At 58.7% G+C, this 18,490-nt stretch carries 16 protein-coding genes and 1 pseudogene; 5 read left to right on the forward strand and 12 right to left on the reverse strand.

All coding sequences use genetic code 11. The features are described from left to right. A pseudogene (locus F561_RS29300) lies at positions 1 to 191 on the reverse strand (IS4 family transposase); the annotation flags it as partial. Positions 192 to 253: 62 nt separating this feature from the next. After that, a complete protein-coding gene (locus F561_RS0122935) occupies positions 254 to 787 on the reverse strand; it encodes a hypothetical protein (RefSeq protein WP_245556617.1) in 534 nt (177 codons plus the stop codon). Between the two features lie 77 nt (positions 788 to 864). Here F561_RS0122935 and F561_RS0122940 point away from each other — a divergent pair, with 77 nt between their 5' ends. Next, entirely contained in the window at positions 865 to 1,083 is a 219-nt protein-coding gene (locus tag F561_RS0122940) for a helix-turn-helix domain-containing protein (RefSeq protein ID WP_157452121.1), read from the forward strand. A 418-nt stretch (positions 1,084 to 1,501) separates the two neighbouring features. On the opposite strand, the gene F561_RS26590 is transcribed toward F561_RS0122940, so the two are convergent. Further along, positions 1,502 to 2,872, reverse strand: a complete 1,371-nt coding sequence (locus F561_RS26590) for a replication initiator protein A (protein ID WP_019012305.1) — start codon at positions 2,870 to 2,872, stop codon at positions 1,502 to 1,504. Between the two features lie 3,006 nt (positions 2,873 to 5,878). Here F561_RS26590 and F561_RS26595 point away from each other — a divergent pair. Then, on the forward strand, positions 5,879 to 6,232 hold the full coding sequence (locus tag F561_RS26595; RefSeq protein WP_019012309.1) for a hypothetical protein: 354 nt from the start codon (positions 5,879 to 5,881) through the stop codon (positions 6,230 to 6,232). Between the two features lie 244 nt (positions 6,233 to 6,476). Here the strand turns inward: F561_RS26595 and F561_RS30640 are convergent, their stop codons facing one another. Next, positions 6,477 to 6,749: a helix-turn-helix domain-containing protein gene (locus tag F561_RS30640; RefSeq protein WP_083922613.1), complete on the reverse strand. Its 273-nt coding sequence runs from the start codon at positions 6,747 to 6,749 to the stop codon at positions 6,477 to 6,479. Positions 6,750 to 6,806: 57 nt separating this feature from the next. Here F561_RS30640 and F561_RS0122970 point away from each other — a divergent pair, with 57 nt between their 5' ends. Beyond that, positions 6,807 to 8,363, forward strand: coding sequence for a hypothetical protein (locus tag F561_RS0122970; RefSeq protein ID WP_157452122.1), 1,557 nt, complete (start codon positions 6,807 to 6,809; stop codon positions 8,361 to 8,363). A 52-nt stretch (positions 8,364 to 8,415) separates the two neighbouring features. Here the strand turns inward: F561_RS0122970 and F561_RS0122975 are convergent, their stop codons facing one another. The 7 genes from F561_RS0122975 to F561_RS28300 form a co-directional block, all read right to left on the reverse strand. Next, positions 8,416 to 9,072 (reverse strand): hypothetical protein, encoded by a 657-nt coding sequence (locus tag F561_RS0122975; protein WP_157452123.1) that lies wholly within the window; start codon positions 9,070 to 9,072, stop codon positions 8,416 to 8,418. Between the two features lie 9 nt (positions 9,073 to 9,081). Continuing rightward, complete coding sequence (locus tag F561_RS0122980) at positions 9,082 to 9,981, reverse strand: UvrD-helicase domain-containing protein (protein WP_019012312.1); 900 nt, start codon at positions 9,979 to 9,981, stop codon at positions 9,082 to 9,084. A 173-nt stretch (positions 9,982 to 10,154) separates the two neighbouring features. After that, the gene (locus tag F561_RS0122985; protein ID WP_019012313.1) at positions 10,155 to 10,403 is read right to left on the reverse strand and encodes a hypothetical protein; all 249 of its coding nucleotides are present in this window, start codon (positions 10,401 to 10,403) and stop codon (positions 10,155 to 10,157) included. 1,137 nt (positions 10,404 to 11,540) lie between these two features. Continuing rightward, positions 11,541 to 11,960, reverse strand: coding sequence for a helix-turn-helix domain-containing protein (locus F561_RS27545; protein ID WP_019012314.1), 420 nt, complete (start codon positions 11,958 to 11,960; stop codon positions 11,541 to 11,543). Positions 11,961 to 12,060: 100 nt separating this feature from the next. Then, complete coding sequence (locus F561_RS0122995; protein ID WP_019012315.1) at positions 12,061 to 12,837, reverse strand: hypothetical protein; 777 nt, start codon at positions 12,835 to 12,837, stop codon at positions 12,061 to 12,063. Positions 12,838 to 12,915: 78 nt separating this feature from the next. Further along, the gene (locus F561_RS0123000; RefSeq protein WP_019012316.1) at positions 12,916 to 13,623 is read right to left on the reverse strand and encodes a hypothetical protein; all 708 of its coding nucleotides are present in this window, start codon (positions 13,621 to 13,623) and stop codon (positions 12,916 to 12,918) included. Between the two features lie 895 nt (positions 13,624 to 14,518). Beyond that, a complete protein-coding gene (locus tag F561_RS28300) occupies positions 14,519 to 14,764 on the reverse strand; it encodes a helix-turn-helix domain-containing protein (RefSeq protein ID WP_083922614.1) in 246 nt (81 codons plus the stop codon). 31 nt (positions 14,765 to 14,795) lie between these two features. On the opposite strand from F561_RS28300, the gene F561_RS0123010 reads away from it, so the two are divergent. After that, positions 14,796 to 16,430, forward strand: a complete 1,635-nt coding sequence (locus tag F561_RS0123010) for a hypothetical protein (protein ID WP_019012318.1) — start codon at positions 14,796 to 14,798, stop codon at positions 16,428 to 16,430. 867 nt (positions 16,431 to 17,297) lie between these two features. Then, positions 17,298 to 18,236 carry a replication initiator protein A gene (locus tag F561_RS26605; protein WP_169389567.1) on the forward strand — a complete coding sequence of 313 codons (939 nt, stop codon included), beginning with the start codon at positions 17,298 to 17,300 and terminating at the stop codon, positions 18,234 to 18,236. On the opposite strand, the gene F561_RS28305 is transcribed toward F561_RS26605, so the two are convergent. Continuing rightward, the gene (locus F561_RS28305; protein WP_245556618.1) at positions 18,137 to 18,439 is read right to left on the reverse strand and encodes an RNA-guided endonuclease InsQ/TnpB family protein; all 303 of its coding nucleotides are present in this window, start codon (positions 18,437 to 18,439) and stop codon (positions 18,137 to 18,139) included. The two genes, F561_RS26605 and F561_RS28305, sit on opposite strands and share 100 nt — an antisense overlap. Between the last annotated feature and the right edge of the window lie 51 nt (positions 18,440 to 18,490).

Raw genomic sequence — 18,490 nt, forward strand, 5'->3', positions numbered from 1 at the left:
TTGGACTCCAGGGTTGCCATCCTGGGCAGATGGAGTGCGATTTTGCGATGGAGCGTGGATTCGGCCTGGAGGACGGCCAGGAGGACTTCGGCAAGCCGACGCAGCGCGTCGGTGCGGCGATGAGGCCAGCGGGTGTGCAGGTAGGTGGCCAACGTGTCAGCATGGAGTCGGGCAGTATCGGGGATCGTCACAGACTCAGATACCGCCCCTTGTCATGCCACACTGCGTTCAAGACGCCATTTCTCGCAAAGTGTCAGGTGCTGAGCCTCAACCCAAAAGAACAGGTGACGTTCATCCGTTGGCCTTCCTGCCAACAGTAAGCCCGTCCCAGTAGTTGTCCCTCATGCATTCCGAGCACCAACAGGGCGTGCTGCTCATCAAAGAGTCCCTGACTTGCTCCCAACGCCAGCCAACTTAGGTCTGCACGCTCATCCGGAAGACGGCCGTCCGGGGCTGCCAGCCAATTGCCGTACCAATCCATGGCTTCGCCGTATCCCTGAGCGACGCAGTCGCTCCAACCCAGCAGATAAGGCAGGTGAGGAAACAAAGGGTGCGCCACTCCACTGGGGGGACCCAATGGAGTGACCAGCTGAACGGTGAAGTGACCAGCAACCACCTCGCCAAAGAGTGTTCCACCTTGCCAGCGGCCAAGGACATTCACTTGCTGCATCAGTTCCAAGTAGGCTGAATCTAAGAGCCCGAGCGAGCCAATCGGTAGAGCCTCATCATTCGAATGAGACCGCCTTGGAGACGGAAGACCTAAAAACCGTTGTTGAGCACGCTTCATAGCCCACTATACACCATATTTAGTGGAACCATATTTAGTCTGGTTCCAGAGAGGGCAGCTACCACATCATGACCCTCATGACCAACGAGCCCCCATCTGTTCGCTTGCGGCTGGCCGAGAACATGCGGCGACTGCGGCACGAGCGCGCCTGGTCACAAGAAGATTTAGCAGCGAAAGCACAACTGCACCGCAACCAAATTGGCGCTATGGAACGTGGCAAAAATAGTGTTGGAATCGATATCATTGACAGGATAGCCCTGACATTTGGCGTATCTATAGGTGAGTTGCTGGATTAGCTTTCAACGAAATTACTGGGAGGCACTTTCAATCTTGGACGCCGATCTAGGAGTTTAAGGCATGGTAGGCGAAGCGCGCCGGAGTCCAAGGAACCATGCCTGTGGGCGCTTAAGTGACTGGCGCATGGGCCGACCGCGCTGAGGCAGACTAACCAGAACCAATCTGCTCCACCCCCGTACCGCTTCAGGAGTGAACTTGCTCCAGGTGGTCGCTCATCTGGCTGGATGTCCTGCGCCCGAACCCGCGTGTCCGCATTCACACGTTGTTGCACACAGGTTCCCTCAGCAAACCAGCAATATCAACGAGAGGCAAGAACTTCCTGGAAGAGCGTGGTAAACCCTAAAGTGATCCGTCCTAGAAACAATCTTGGTCACCTCCCTTTTATGAGAGGTCAACTCATCTTGACGGCCTGAAAAGTCACTGCAATCCAGCCAGCAATACTGATAGTTCACGGGCGGTCGTGTCGCGGTGCCCTCCAGCCAAGGCCTGTGCCGCCGCCGCCCGCAGACTGCCGGCATCCAGGGCTTCAACCTCCAGATTTTCCCGCAACGCCTCGTACTGTGCGCCGCTCAGACGAGACCCGTAAGCCACCTTCAGGGCACGGACGGTATCCTGAGCCCGCTCAACCACCGTCATGCCTTCAAGGCGACGCTGGATGACCTGGTTGGGGTCTTCTTCAACGGGTCTCTCTAACAGACGAGGTTGCTGCACCCTGGCCTGAATGGCTGGTGTAAAGCGGTGACGGTAATCTTCCGGGGCCCGAATAAAACTCACGAAAAAACCTGCGCCCGGTATCTTCTTGCCTGCCACCAGCCGTTCGGCCTCGTCCAGTCGGTCACGTACGGTAGCGCGGCCAAAGGTCGAGAGCAGGTCGCGGGCCACCTTAGGAGCAATCCCCCGCACCGCCAAGCGGTCTAAAAGCGCCGGGTCGATCTGTTCCAGTTCGTGGGCGAAAGTGTAGGTAATCGTTTGTGCCTGACCCCGACCCTCGTATGCCACGTTGCTGAGGTAACGCACCCGGATCAGTTCGTCCTGGGCGGCGTCCAACACGCGGCGGATCTTGTCTGGCCGCAAGTCCAGTATCCGGGCCTTACGGCCCCACTCCACCAAATTGACCTCCAACTGCCCCAGACGAACCGAGGGATCGTGCAAATCATGGCGGTGGCCATCCAGCAAGCGGTAGAGCGCCCGAGCGGGGGGTTGATGCAACTCCCCCAACATCTGGCTGTTGAGCGGCTTGATAAACCCACGCCTCAAGCTTTCAGCAATCGCAGGCGGAAGAACAATGGTGATTTGGCTGTCCTGATCGACTGCGCCGCCCGACTCCGCAGTGTCAAAGACGATCTCATGGACATGCCGGAAGATGACTGTCCGGAAGCGGCCCCCGTCGTGCCAGCCGCGTTCGATATGAAAATTGGTGTGCGAGAGCCGCATCAGCGACTCGTGCAGACTCTTGTGGTACCGACCAGAGGTGTCCAGGCCCGCCGCTCTCAGGAGGCGGTTGGCCGTGCAGGTCACGGCATTGTTTTCTGGATACCCCGCTGCAGCAAACAGGGACAGAATGCCGATAATCAGATCGTTGTCGATGCCGTGGGGCACCAGATATTGGGAGGTGCCGATGCACTTGACCGACACTGCTTGGCCATTCTCCTCAAAGTGATCTTCCCAGGACGTACTGGTGGGGCCGACCCGACTCTGCATCGAGATCAGGCTCAAACGGGCCAAGTTGAGTTCATCGACATGCCGGGACAGTGGGCGCTTCTGTGCTGTCCGGTGCGGCAGGGTCATGCTTGATGTTATGTTTTTTTTGCTTAAAAAGAAAATAAGGTTGTCAACAACAAGACGTAGAAAGAAAGAACGTCCTAGACAAAGTTTTTAAGCGCTTTCCCCCAAACTGTCCGCAAGAAAGACCACCTCATCCCCCCAAGTGTCCGCGAGAAAAATGAGCTTTTGCCCCAAACTGTCCGCTCGGCATATGAACTCCACCCCCAAGTGTCCGTAGGGTAAATGCCCTCACCCTCCAAACTGTCCGCTCGGGCTGTTTTAAGAACAGTAACGAAGAAAGTGTCGATGTACCGCGGCGAAACGGCACGTTCGCTCTCAAATCACCCAAACTGTCCGTAAACCACTTCCCCCCAAGTGTCCGTGGTTCAAATGACTCAATCACCCCAAGTGTCCGTGAACGCCGCCCCATCAGAAACACTCTCCCGCACAGATGTTTTCTCAATCCCCCCAAGTGTCCGTGCTGTGCATGCCCCAAACTGTCCGTAGCTCAAGTCGATACTTTTGACCGTTCAACGCCCCCAACTGTCCGTGCCAAGCTGGATTCAAGCTATCTACTCACTTGAGGCCCCGAACAGTGAAGGTGGTGGCTCTGATCAAACTGAGCCTACCTCCGGCGACTCGCGATTCGAATGGTGAATCACACCGGCTGGAGGAGTATTTTTTGCGAGCTTGCCTTTACCTCGGGAGCAGGGCTTCCCCTGCTTCCGGAGCCCCGTGTGGCCTCTGGGGACACCTGATCCCCTTGGGCTGGTGGCAGGGCTCTTCCTCATTTCGGTGATCAGAACGGTGCCGTATGGGTTGGGGGCACGGACTGGCCTTCATTGCCAGCTGAAGAACCCACTGTTCGTGACGTCCCGTACGCAGCACCAAAGCGTCCAGCCAACACGCCTGTCAGTGCGCTGAGATGAACCCGAAGCGCAGCCCTTGTCCTCCGCACAGGAGCGGGCAAGCGTGCTGGGGCACGTCGGTTCTGCCCGAGACAGACCAAGGCTCCCCTCAGGACAACCTGCACTGTTCAACTCGCGCTGGAGCGGCCCTGTTTCCAAGTGCTTCGGGGGCAACCCCACGTTCCCCTGAGCGGGAAAGGCTCCTGAACCTGGGCGGCACAGCTCGCGAACCCAACAGTGCAGCAATGGGCACTCATGCCCAAGTTCTTGCCCACCTGACAACGCGTTGATCCGGCTCGTGGGTGAGCCGGACGGCCTCTAACTTGAATGCTTTGGTGGACGGCTTGCGCTTGGACACGCCTCACCTCGTGTCCAAGCTCGAGGCGTTTCTTCAGGCAAGGAGAAGCAAGCTCTTTCCACTTCGAGGTTAGAACCGGTTCACGACTTCAGGCAGGGGAAATTCGGCCGTGAGACAGTGCAAATGGGCCACTCGCGCTTTTTCTCCGGCAAGTGTCCGAATGCTGAACTCCGGAAAGTGTCCGAACACCGAACCGCCAAGGAACGCGGAGACTGCTGAGGACCAGCCCGGCCAGTCCCGATGTCGGCTTGCCCAATGTACAGGTGCGCCTCGCCGGAAGCCCAAGCCTCGCTGCTAGAAGCCATTTAGGATGCGGTTGCCCTGCTGTCTTCCCTTGACGTCCAAGCCTTTGCAATGCGGGCCGCGGCCTTATCAGGGGAATCACGCGCTCCGCGACCCAGCAAGCGCGCAGGGCGGCGCTTCACATCTTGGATCCTGCCCTTGAGCCGCGTTTCTACTCGGGATTCTCCAACCATTGGGGCCAGCCCAATCCCCCTGCCCCGAGATCAACTGCCTGGTTCTAACGGCGCCGAGAACAACCAATCGAGTGAAACCTCCAGTGTCTGGGCCAGGGCCTGAACCTCAAAGTCATATACGCTCCGCACCCCTGTTTCAATCTTGCTCAAACTGCTGGCCCCCAGCTCCAATTGGGCGACCTGCATTAAATGCTGACTCAGCTCTTCGAGTGACCATTGAGGCTCACGGGCCAACCGCGCTTGCCTCACTTGGAGGCCGATCATATTCATCCGGGACGTGCGGGTGCCGTAGGCTTGCGGTTTTCGCCCTTCATAGATTCGGTCTGGGCGTTTTCTCACCCTGCCACGCTAAGCAGGGGATCCTTTCTCGACAATTCTATAAAGTAAATTTGCTATAATAGAAATTATGAACACTCAGGCGCGACAAATGGAACCCGTTCCTTTCCTGAGGCAGGGCACTGTCAGGGACGCCTCCGCCCTATTTGCCTTATTTGAGCTCTTGGTACCAACTTCAATGATTCTCAAGGGGCAGTCGCCGTTCTATGAGCCCCCACCGGAGCTGCCCGCCCCTGTCCTCTGGGTTGCTGAAACAGGTGGGGGGATCGTAGGGGCGGGCTGGTGCTCCCCGCGAGACCTCGCACCAGCCCTGGTCATCGTCCTCACCGATCCCCAGTGGGATCATTTGACTGCGCCGCTCATCGCCAGAGTCGAGGCAGAGATTGAGCCTATCTTCGCCGAGCTCAGCTTTGGACTCCGCCCGGTGACCGCCTGGCTCCCTCCCCCACCACACAGAGACCGGCTGCAGGCTGCTTACCTCGAGCGCGGCTGGCAGATCTCGGGACTGGTCTGGACGCCTCCTGGGCCGGGCGAATCCAACACCGCGTCAGCATGAGTGCTGGTTCCAGGAGTTGTCCCGCTCTTCAAGCACCATACGTTCAACGAGTTGGAAGCGGCTGGTGGCCAAGCTCCACTCCTCGGACGACTCCGGGTAGGAACTCGGCCCGCTTGAAGTTCAGGATTCAAAAACGCATGAACGGATGGTCAGACTGCTGCGGCTGAATCCTCCTGCACTGTTCGAACCGGAGGCACCCGCTCCCACGTCAACTCCGGCTAGCCAGCCAATGCTGGAGGCCTTCCGCTCAGCCGCAACAACAGCAGCACCCCCACTGTCTCACAGGCGTCCTGAAGGCCACTTCTCCTTCCCGACCTTACAAAGGGGAAGTGTTCTATCTAGGCGCTGCTCTGCACGGATCTGCTGCAGACCCTACGGCAGATTCTGTAGGACTTCGTGCAGCGCTGGCAACTTGAGGTCACCTTTGAAGAGGTTCAAACACACCTGGGTGTAGAAACGCAGCGGCAGTGGATTGATTTTGCCATTGCCAGAACAACCTCAGCGTTGCTGGGGCTGTTCTCACTCATCACCCTGATGGCTCACGAACGCTGGAAGAGTCATGACGTCTGGGTTCGTCGGGCCGCCTGGTACGACAAGACCCTGCCGACCTTCGTTGATGCGCTCGCCGAGGTTCGGCGAGCCCTGTGGAAGGTGCCGACTTTTCGCACATCTGCGCCAGGACGCGAGATGATTCAAGTCCCACTTGAGTTCATTGAGCGCCTTACAGACGCGCTCTGCTATGCTGCCTGACCTCTTCTATAGCCAAAGTCGAGCTAAGCCCATGAGCGCGCAGCTGGGCGGCACAAACGCGCTGCCTTCATCCAGGAGCCGCTCAAGGGCGTCGGATGCGGGGCCAAGCAGTGGAGCGTCCGAAGTGGATTGGGTCATGCATCAGCATAAATTGGAAATGAGAAGTCAGTCTTACTCCAGTCACTTCCGCACGCTGTGTGCCTTCCTGACCACAGTGCCCTACCTTTGGTCGTGTGGCGGCTCTCTACGCTATCCCCTTGACCCTTGAGCCTCCTTCTGGAAGTAAGCCGCTTACCTCCACTCCCAAGACCTCAGCGACGCGGCGCAGGGTGGAGAGCCGGGGATCGAGCAAGCCGTTCTCCGACTTGGTGGGATGGGTGCGGTGCATTCCTACCCGCGCCGCGAACTCATCCTGACTCCAACCCTGAGCTTGGCGTAAATGGCGAATCTGTGCTCCTAAGGCCGCTAAATAGGGGTCTTTGGCCGGACGGGGGGAGCAGACATAGGGCCTGAGCATCCGCAGATTTAGTGCGTTATGCGACTGATTTCTATGAAACTGACTATAATCAGTCGCATGGGAAACAGAGAGCGGCAGTACGATGACCCTCAGGCGCCGCCCGTGTTGACAACGGCAAGGGCGCTTGCCCTGTTTGAGAGTGTCATTGTCCCGGCGCTGCAGGTTGTGGAGATTTGGAATGCCTCGCCGGTTGTAACTCTGGAGCAAGGCGCAGATCGGCGCTGGGCCATCCAGGCCCTCCGGGGTGCGAGCCACGAGTGGGGGCGCAGCGAGCAAGGAGATGATGTCGAGGCACAGGCCCGGCGATTGTTGGCTGAGCCGATGGTTGGCGGTGTGCCGTCTGAGTGCCAGATCACCGCCTTGCTGGCTCAAGCTGTGCAGCGAGCCTCGCAGCAGCGTCCAGGAGGGGCCGCCCGCTGTCTGGCTGTGGCCCTCGTGTTGGAGACATGGATACCCGGTGACACTGAACTATCCTTACCTATCTCCGCCTACACCCAGCGCACTGCCTTGCCTTTGGACTTGATGCTGTGCAGCCTGTTTGGGGAGTTGTCAGATTTGGCTGGCGTCGTCAACCCCTTAGGACTGATCGACCGCATCGAGGAGGCCAAGGCCGCCATCGCCGAAACGCATAGGCTGACCAACCCTCTGGATGAGCTGTCGACCGAATGGCCAGAAGCCAATGACTTGGGGGCCTGGGGCAGCAATGTGTATCACCTGCAAACGTTGATTCACAAAGTGTTCTCCGGCGACGCAGCTGCCCAGTCTGTTGATGATCGGTGCCTCTGGGTCCAAATCTATGGGGGGTTGGAGTGCGCCGCCGCGCTGCTGAACACTTGGTCTCTCGGTCCCACACAAGATGCTTGGCCGCCTGAGGATCTCAGTTTTAGAGATCTAATCAGTTTGGAACTGGAGACCACCCTGCTTCAGGCCATCCGGTTGGCGCACCGCCTCGAGCGTAACAGGGAGATGGCTGAGGCAGGGGAAGTCGCGGCTGTGGCACGGCGCCTGCGGCGGCTTTGTCTCCATGAGATGGAGCAACTGGGCTTGATCCCGCAACCGCCGCAGGTTAGGGGAGGCAAGGAAAACCACACATCTTTAGAGGTCTTGTTGAAGGCCATCTGGGTATCAGGTACCGATGCGGCGTGGTTCCTGAATTCTGTGCTGATCGCCGTACGCACGTGGGAAGCGATGACCCCAGGGGTTCCGGAAAAACAAGAAGTCTCTTGGCCGCCCCCACAGTGGATGCTCGTGCGCGACATTGCGCTATACGGCTGTCTGTACGTCCTACTGACGATACAATTTTCGGCTCAAGTGACCCCTGGTTTTTCCGCGCGAGCCAGTAAGGCGCTGATCCCGTCCGCAGCCGAAATACGCGAGGCGGCCAGTGAGTTGCTGAGGCCCATTCGACCGTTGGCCACAGTCCACGTGGAAGATGATCAGCCATCGCGTTCGCCTGCCGAATGGTGGCAGGTGGCGCACGAAGCACTTTGGAAGGCGTTGCTGTGCCCGCTGGCGTCTGCTGCTCGGCCTGACTGTCACCAACTTGACTCCGCGTTGGGCCATGCCCTCGAGGGGTTGGCAGACGCTCTAGAGAAGCAGAGAGGGGCACTGTGAAGCAGCAGGGCAAGAGAGCATGTGAACAGCAAACTCGCTCAGTGCTGGGAAGTCATTTTGATTTCGTATAAAAAGCGTGCAGGTTCCGCACGTCCACAGACCAGCGTTCCTGGGCCTCGTCACTCATGCTCGCCGACCTTTCACACCGGGGCAAGAGTTGACCAGTCACGGCCGCTCCTTGGACCGCGTCAGGGCGACAAAGACGATTGCTTTTGTCGCCCTTCTCCTCGTTCTGTCTGCCCGCCTCCATGATCTCCTCCGCGCCGAGCAGGGCCACTCGCCACGCCTCCAACTCCTTGGCCTGGTGCACCGCGCAGAAGCGTACCGCTTGGCCCTTGGCCTGAAAGCGCGAGTTGATCTGCGCCGTGATCTCGCGGCCCTGTGCTTTTTGCCCGGCCCTTGAAGCACGGGTGGCCACCTCGGCGACGAGTGCGGCGATACACGTCAACAGGTCCACATCACTTTGCATCGCCCGGCGCCGCCGCTTGCCGCGTTCCCCTTGTTCGTAATGATCCTGGAGCAGGGCCATCCCGTACTCCTGCAGGCGGGGTTCGATGTCGGCCACCTCAAACGGGTAGGCAAAGCAGCGCGTCACGTGACCTTCCAGTTTCGCCACAAGGTCGTGACCCATCACTTCCACGGTCAGGCCCTGCTGGGCACACCGCAGCGCGAGGCTGATCATCGGTGCGCTGGTTTTCGCGCTGAACAAGTCCTCAGGTTACAACTCGCTCAGCAACTCGTCTTCGCTAACGGTTTTCACTTCGCCTTCCGCCGCATGGGGAGCCGTCACAATCAGGTCGCTGAACTCGCTCACCAGTGCGACGTGACTCCTAGGACATCGGAAGGTGACAGTGAGTCGCAGAGACAGCGCATTGAAAGTCTCCTGTGCCCAGTCCAGACCTTCGGCGTCCGCTCCAGTGAATTTGCAGATGGCCTGCGCCCGGTCTCCGACCAGCACCACCCGTCCGCGCCGCGAGGTCACGTGCTTGACCAAGCGGTGCTGCAGGCGGAAGAAGTCCTGCGTCTCCTCCACCAGGACCACGTCCATGCTCTCGAACCCGTAGCCCAACTTGAGGGGCAGGTAGAGCATGTCGTCGTCAGAGTGACCGCGCTCCAGAACATCCGACAAGGCCCGGTCCTGAACAAGACGCACCAGTTCCACCGGGTTGAGACCCGCAGGCCACTCCATCTCATGCTCGCTGACCAAGCCCTCAATGGCGGCGGATGTGTTGGCGATATGTGCCATGGACAACTTGACCAGAGCCAGCGCGGTCTTCGCCACGCCCTTGGAGTAGAGGCCCCGTTCTTTGCGCAGCGAGTCCACCAGATGTTTGCGCTTCCACTCCGAGAAGGTGGCCTTGCGCGGCGAGCACTCTTCGACCATCATCTTGCCGAACGCGTGGAAGGGACTCACCTGAACGTCACTCGGCAGCGCGTCCTTGAGACTCTTGGCGATGGATTTGTTCAGCGCGAACGCACCAATGCGCAGTCCTGCCGGGAGCACCTGCGCGACGGTCCTGAGTACCGTGGACTTGCCGCTGCCTGCGGTGGACTGCACGGTGAGGCTCCGCCCAGTTTCGTGCACGGCCTGGATCACGGCCAACTGTTCGGGGGTCATACGGGCGAGGGCCTGCTGCACTTCCGCTCGTGGCACCCCTGGCCGGAGCTGCAGGGTGTCTTGCCACAGGGTCTGGGTCTGGACGTCGCTCGTGGAGACCGCCGCCCCCCACCCCTGGCGGGGGAACTAGGCGGGTGAGGTGGGACGGCACTGCCCACTTCCTCTGGTCGGCTTCACGCCTTTGCTTCGGCGCTGGTTTCTCTCAACAGCCGCGGTTCCCTCAGATAGATTCCGCCTGCGTCCCAGAGTCGCCAGTCGCGGATGTCCGGTTTTATTCCGCCGTTGAGGTACGCCCGCACTTCGGTCAAGCTCCCGAATTCAATTTCAGAAGTCGCGTCCGGATGATCGTCGTGGGTGGAGAACTGTAACGTAAACGGTGGGCGGTGCACGTAGGGAGGCTCGGGTACGTGTTGGAGTTTCATGCCTGCCGCTTTCCCCAGCGGGGAGACCTGCGGGGGTGGCTGAACCCGGCCCGCTGCTCTTTTTGTGTGGGGGAGGCCATGTCGGCAGGTCTGCTGGTTCGGGGTCTGCCGTGTGGGCAGCTGAGGTTTTCCCGACTGCTCTGCCGTGTGGACAGGAGTCTGCTCCGTGGACTCTGGTGCGGGTGATCAGCGTGCGGATGTGCCCTGGTGATGACAGGCTAAAGCAGGGGCCAAAGCGGACGGTCTTGGGCAGAGGTGGGAAGCGGGGTCTGGGGGCGTGCAGGCGGCGAGGATCGGAAGAAACGTCTCTTTCTGTGTAAGATGATGGATTTGCCCAATTGCCTTCTTCGTGCAAGGTTTTGAGCGCCCCACATTTTGAAGCCGCCTTTGCCGTGCAAGGTCCTTTCGTTTTTTTTCCTTCGCCGTGCAAAGTAGGCCAAAATTTCCGATTCGTGGCCGCCTTTGCCATGCAAGGTCCTTTCGTTTTTTTTCCTTTGCCGTGCAAGGTGTCTGCTGTCGCCCGCATGGGTCGTCTGGCGTCCCTCTTAGCTGTTTTATCTGCTCGTTTGAGGTGGATGAACGGCTTTCAGACTGGGCAACACCTTCCTGTTCAGGTATCTGCACATAAGTCCTACTCAGGCAATTGTCCCTCCGCTTGTCAGGTTTTGCATTGACGAACAGGTGGCAGTATTGCTCCCTTACGAGTCTGCTGTGTGTGGTCGGTGGCCGCTCTCTTGTACCTGGGCGAGACTTAGAAACGGGCATTGGCTTTCGTCTGTGTTTGAGAGCTGAGTACCGCACGCCGTTGCTTCTTGCGCCAGTTGGGTGGCGACAAAATCCCGAGGAGCACCTTGATGTGATGGGAGGTCACTTGGCTTTTTGGTCTGGCGCGTGAGGTGGCACCACAGTTCTGCACCTCACTCCTGCGGCCTTGCCCAACGCCGCGACACTCCGGAAGCCAGCCGCGCAAAGGTTCGTTATGCCTGGTGTTGTGAAGTTCGTCTTGAGCTGAGAGGCAGCGGCAAGTCGCTCTGGCGTGCAGCATCCGTGAAGCGTTTTGCTTGCCTTTTCTGGTCATGAAAACAGCGCCCAAGGGCGGGTGCTGTGAGATAGAACTGAGATGAATGTGGAGGTTCCTTACGGGGCGGGCTGGTCACTCCACCAGTCAGTCAGGAGGATGTCGCGTTTGAGGCGGGGACCAATATCTTCTCGGAGATTGCGCTGGCGAGTCGGTGAAGTGACGCCCCACACCGTTTCGATAAAGGCCCGATCACTGAAGGCGTCCAGTTTTTTCCGAATGGTTCCAAGGGTATAAGTGTCCGCATCAAATTCGATAGCGACGTCTCCATACGGGCTACGAAAGACGGCATCCGGTTCCTCAGTGACCCGACTGTGCCGAGGGTTGACCACCCAACGATCTCCGGTCTTAACCTCCAGAAGACGGCGCATCTCACCTGTTCCGCCATAGTGCATCAGGTCATGGTCGGCCTTAAATTGAAATGATTTTTGCCCGAGGTAAAAGCGCGTTTTGACTTCCAAGGCCTTGCGCATGTGCATGGTCGGAGAATGGTTCCCACATACGGCACCCGGTCAAGGTCATGATCATTCAGTCCGTAGTGCCGCCGCAGTTGCCCGTGGCTGATGGCGCGGTCTGCTGTCAGGTCAGCCAGAAATCGTTCACGGCGTTCGGCCTTGTCCAGCAGCAACAGGTCAACGGTCTGAGTTTTGGAATGATCGAACTGGGGGAATCGTAGAGGGCCAACGCATGGTAACGGGAAAGAGAAGGGCCATTTCCGATGCGATCTTGCTGGGCATCCACTTGAGTGAACAGGAGGCGTGAGCCTTCAGCTGGGGCGCATCCGGGCACGCGTGTTTCGAGGGTCAGAAATTGGGAGAACCGAGCGGCTTTGGCGTGGGCCAATCTTGGCTGAGGAGTGAAGAGATGCACGTGAAATCCGTAAGCCAATGCGGATGATCTGAGATGCACGCCGATGTTGTTCAGGCCGTTGGGTGTCATTCCGCCGCTGCTCATGGTGCCTCCGGCCAGGGCCACGCCCCGTTCAGTCATCACCTCCAACAACCGCATTTGCCCAACGTAAGTGTTCAGGTTCCGGGTCGTTTCCGGTGTCGTGGCGACGTACCCTTTCTCCGCGAGGCAGTGGCGCAAGTAGGCGCGGTCCAACTGACGTTGTAGGCTGACCGCGCCCTCCGTGGTCTCAAACACTGCCTTGCGTCCGGGGCCTCCGAGCAGGGTCAGGGTGCCCATCATGGTGTAGACCTGCACCACATACTCCGCCGCCAAGAACTTAGCGGGGCGGGTGAGATGCTGGGTCAACTCGGTCTCGGTCCACGTGCCGTCTTGCATGTACAGCCGGATCAGGGCGGCGTGTTCAGTAGGCGTGAGGTCGAGCACAGGTGGAAGGTCGGGCGTCATGGCGTGTCCTTTGAGGGAGAAGGGCGTGCGCCCGGTGAGCCATCACAACGGCTCTCGCGGGGCGCACGGACGGGGAGGTCAGGACGTAGGCGCTTCGGCTTTCTGGTGATCGCGTTTGGGCGGGGTGGGGGTTTTGCTGGAGACCGCAGGGGTTTTTTTGCCACTGGATTTGCCCGCAGGTTTGTCTCCGGATTTGCCCGTAGGTTTGCTGGACACAGGCGCTGCGCCTTGTCTCATCTTCACGAGCCGTTTGAAATCCAGCTCACCGGACGCGATCAGATCAAAGTCCACGCGCAGCCTGTCTTGCTCGGCCAACAGTTCATACACATGCTCTTTGACGTGGTGGACCATCCACTTCTGAAGGTCGGCGGTGTACCAGATCGCCTCGTCAGGAGCCGTGTGGGTTTCGGGTTGACCGTCCTTGTTCTGGTACTCGTGGGTGAGTTCTGTGTTGAGACTGACGGCCTGCACCTCGCCTCTTGCGATGGCTCCCGGCAACTCACGCAGCAGCTTGATGCGGTGGACAGAGGGCACCGTTTCAAGGAGGACGCTCCAACGTTGGACGCTGCCGTAGGGCAAGGCAGGTTGACCTTGAGGCGCAGAGGAGGCGTCGGCCTGCACCGAGCCGAAGGTGGACCCTGCCGCCCCTGCACCCACATCCCCAGGCAGGACAGCGCTTCTCTTTTTACCTTGTAACTGATCGAAACTGATCTTAAATTCGTTCCGCACACTGGCAGCGTTCGGGGGCGGCGGGAGCAAGTATTCGGGGGTAGGCAGATCTGACATGGCAAGGCTCCTGATGGTTGGTGAGGGGCGGAACAGCAGCGCAGCGGCGGGGAGACATCGAGGCCAATTCCTCCTCGCGACAGGTCGATGACACCAAAGACAGTGTGCGTGCGCTTTGGGTTTCGGCATTCAACAGTTCCCTGCAGCCGCGCTTGACTTTGGTTTTCCCACAGCCACCAGACGCCCTCCTACTGGGTGCTCAGACAATCCTCAAACCGCCTTGGTTGTTCGTGAGATGGAGCGTTCGGTCAGCCAGCACCCACGCTGTTCGGTCAACGTGGCACCCCTGGTGCGGAGTTCGCTGCCTGCTCACAAACGGTGTGAAGTGTTGTTGACCACATCACTTGAAGCCTCGGTCTGACCAATGTCCATGTGTCTGGACTGGTCAGCATCGGGCGTGATCGGGCAGTGCCGTTGTGATTTGACACCATGTCAACTGGAGTTCCGTACCTGCTTGTCTTCCTCCCACCCTCCGCAGGAATCGGAAAGCTTCCCTTGCAGAACGGACGCCCGTCAGGAGGCCTGCGGAGCAAACAGGGCCACCTGAATTGCAGCGGGGTGACTCGCAGAGCTGCGGCTAAGGGGCATCACCGTCTTGATGTCAAATGTAGGCCCGTATCAGTGATTGACCTAGGAAGGCAACACTGATACGAGTAGCTTGTTATCTGAGTTTCTGACCTGCTGGACTGCCAAGGCGTCGCCAGACTCCACAATGACCGGGAGTTCATTCGGCTCAACATGAATCCAAAAGCTGGTTGCGGTTGGCCTGCTGCTCACGCTTTGGCTTCGGAGAGCGGAGCGCACCCAAATCACCCACTGTTCACTGTCATTTTCGTTGACCGGCGGCTTAGCCTTCTGAACACTGTGTTCAACCGCAGTCGGTTGGCACCGGATCTCATTCCACTTCTCTATTTGGAAGCAAGACCCCCACTTCTACCCCCAAGACCTCAGCGACTCGGCGCAAGGTGGAGAGCCGGGGATCCAGCAAGCCGTTTTCCAGCTTGGTGGGATGGGTGCGGTGCATTCCTGCCCGAGCCGCAAATTCATCCTGACTCCAGCCCTGAGCCTGGCGTAATCGGCGAATCTGTACTCCTAAGGCCGCTAAGTAAGGGTCTTTGACCGGATGGGAGAGAGCAGACATAGAGCCTGAGCATCCTCAGACTCGGAAGGTTATGCGACTGATTTCCATGAAACAGTTTAAAATCAGTTGTATGGAAAGCAGACGACAGCTGTATGACGATCCCAATTCGCCGCCCACATTTGTTGGAACGCGGGCATTCACACTGTTCCAGTACGTCATCGTGCCGACGCTACGAGTGGTTGAAGCCTGGAATGACTCGCCTATTGTGACGCCTGAGCAGGGCACAAATCGCCACCGGATCACCCGGTTGCTGCGCAGCACCAGTGATCATTGGGCGGACAGCGATGTTCGGAAACCAGGTGCCCTGGAGGCGCAGGCGCGGCAACTGCTCGCTGAGACAACGGTGGGCAGTCTGGCCTGCGAGTGCCGCATCACGACCTTGCTTTGCCAAGCTGTGCAGCTGGCCCACCTTGAGAAAGCAGGCGTGGCTGCCCGCTGTTTCGCGGTGGCCCTCGTCCTCGAGTCTTGGATTCCTGAAGCCACAACTCCATCCCGCGAGATTTTCCCCTCCAGTTACAGTCAGGGGCACCTCTCTGAGCGGCCCTCAGATTTTATGGTCTGCTGCGTATTGGGCGAGCTCTCGGATTTGCCCGCCGTCGTCGATCCACTCGGCTTGATTGACCGGATCGAAAATGCGAAGTCTGCAGTGGCCGAGGCCGATACTCTGGGTGATCCCCTCAGGGAGCTGTCGACTGGGTTGCCAGAGTCCGATGCTCACGGGATATGGGGAGCCAATCTATACCGGACTCAGCGCTTGCTGTACAAGCGGCTGTTCTACTCCGCTGAGCTTGATGTCGACTGGGGCATCGCTCGATTTTTTGACATTGAATTGTACCAGAGCCTGGAGTGGTCAGCGGAAATACTGAGCAGTTGGTCAGTTGCTCCGAACCAGACGGCCTGGTCGCCGGATGACCTGGGACCACGCGTCTTGAGGGCGATGGAAGTGGAGACCGCCTTAGTGGAAGGCATCCGCTTGGCGCAGAGACTAAAACGCAGCCCCGCGGCAGTTCGGCCCGGCGAGATGGCCGGGATGGCCCGCCTTTTGCAGTCAATGTGCCTGAAAGAGATGCAGCAATTGGAGTTGACCCCGAAACCGCTGCAGGGCTGGAGTCTTGAGCACGCGGCCACACCATTGTCGGCCCTGATGATGGCTGTCCGGGTACTGGAAGCTGACACGGCCTGGGGTCTTAACTTCGTGTTGGCGGCCGCCCAAGCTTGGGCGGAACTGAGTTCAGGAGAGGCAGAAGATCAGGAGCGGTGTTGGCCACGTCCGCAGTGGGTCATCCTGCGGGATCTCGCTCTGTACCGCTGCTTGCACCTGTTGTCGACCCTGCAGTTTTCACCCCTGGTGACCCTTGGTCTTCAGTCTCAACCGAGAGTATTGGTCATCCCTTCTCCATCCGAAATCCGTGAGGTCGCAAGTGAATTGTTGGGGTTGTCCAAACAGGCAGTGACCCTTACCCCGGACGTCACTGACCAATCACGCTCGCCGGGTGTCTGGTGGAAGATGACGCAGGAGGCACTGTGGACTGCGCTGCTCTGTCCTTTGGCTTCGGCTGTCCAACCTGAGTGCCTGCAGGCTGACCGCTTCTTGGGACACGCACTTGAAGAGCTTGCCAAGTCTCTGGAGCGGCCACACCAACAAGTCGTCGTGGACAGAAGTTGATGTCAGCGGCTGGAAATGCCCTCAGGATGCTGCTGAGGGGCCATCCCCGCCTCACTTCACGGCCGCCTTTACCCTGTTCTTGGAAGTGCGTTGAGCTGCCGCCCGATTGTGCCTGTTCGCCGTGTTTTGGAAGGGCAGAACGGCGGCCAGAGACAACAAACATGAGTGGGACACCAAGCGGCAACCCATGTCATGACACAGGTTCAGGGTGGCCTGGGAGCCTGCCTTCGTCTCTGGTCAGTACTGCCCAGTTTTTGGGCGTACTCAAGCAACACAATCCGTCATGCCTCTCTTGGTAGAGATCAATGGGCGCAATGAATGGCTACGTCACCAGAAGCTGCGCGGCTACATTCACACGGCCTTCGTACCAAAATTTAGAAAGGTACCCCGTTCCGAGTGTGTGATTTGCTTTTCAAATACACCGTTCTCACTGTGTGATTTACTCAGAATATTCCGTCCAGGAGACAGAATGACTTGTCTGCCGTACTCAGTGTGTGGTTTACCGCGGCTGCTACCGTTCCCAGTGCGTGGTTTGGGGCCAGTCTGCCGTACCGAGTGTGTGGATGGTGGGTTCCTTGCTGCCGGTGCGAGTGTGTGGTTCCCCGGGTACTCAGTGTGTGGTTTTGGCTCCCCACCAGGTACTGAGTGTGTGGAAAGTCGGAGATATTGCCGTACTGAGTGTGTGGGAAATACCGTACTTAGTGTGTGGAAAATGGCCCGGAAGTCTGTGTCAGACGATTGTCGCCCCTTTCCCTGTTGTTGTTATCAATCAATTCTTTTAAACATCTTTTATCAGTAAAGAAAAACAACAATCAGCACGCAGTTCTCGAGGCCACCGTTAGAATCGGGCCACCCAGGGGGTTGCAGGTGAAGAAGACCAAATCCAATACGGCGCTGACATATCACGAAGAACTCAACATCGCCCACAAGGGTCTCGTGAGCATCCAACGCCAGATCCCCGGCAACTTCATCACCTGGAGCCGCACCTTTGAGCGCAACGGCATTCCAAGTGAGGTGGTCTGTAAAGCCCTCCCGGATTACGGCGTTCCGCATGGCATCGACAATGACGTCCTCTTGGCGATCCAAGAGGCCTTCATGGAACAGGGCTGTCCGGAAGACAACCGGGTGCGGGTGAGCATGTACCGCCTCTTGCAGCTGTGCGGCATGGAAGACGACGGCAACCGCCGCAGGGACGTTCGCCGTTCTCTTGACCGCCTGCGTTCCACCACCTACTGGATGAGTGAACTCTGGCGCAACCACAGCAAAGGTCACTGGACGACGGCCACTTTCAATCTGGTGGCCGGTTTGGCGTATGAGCGGGATCTGGATGACCCGGACAGTGCCCGGCGGCTGGTCATCACTCTGGCGGAAGAGATTGCAGGCAGCATCCGTGACGGATACGTCAAGCCGGTACGGCTTGAAGTGTTGCGGATGCTGAATCAACCCGCGCGGGCTGCCTACCGGGTGCTGGACGCCCTGAGACACCATCCAGAAGATCCGGATCAGCGAACTGACGTGCTGCAGATCAACCTGATGGATCTGGCAGTCCATTTTGGCCTGACCAGCGACCGGCCCGAAATCATTCGCCGCAGCCTTGACCCGATTCACGAAGAACTGACCAACATCAAGGTACTCAGCCGGGTAGACCTCCATGGACGCGGCAAAAAACAGGAAGTGACCTACCAACGGATGAATCTGTTGGCTTCTCAGGCAACGCTTGCGTTGACAACCGCTACGTTGATGCCTGAAGGGACGGCCCGTCCCAGAATGTTGCGTGCGGCATTCACATCGGCGTTCTCCGTATGACCGCACTGCTGGCACACAAAGCGAGACTGGCTGAGCCTGTTCGCTTTGCTGACGTACCCGCACTGATTGCAGCCCTGGGAGGTATACCGAGGATCGACCCGCACAATTCTCCGAGCGGCACATTCTGCCTTCTGGGAGAGAAGCGAAAAGAACTGACTCCAGCCGACGTCGTGAATGCTGCGGGCCAGATTGCCCCGCCCCATGCCGCCGACGTTCAAATCTTCGTGGGCGATCAGATCGTTTTCTCTGACCAG

This window comes from Deinococcus aquatilis DSM 23025 (assembly GCF_000378445.1).
In the GTDB taxonomy this organism is placed as follows: domain Bacteria; phylum Deinococcota; class Deinococci; order Deinococcales; family Deinococcaceae; genus Deinococcus; species Deinococcus aquatilis.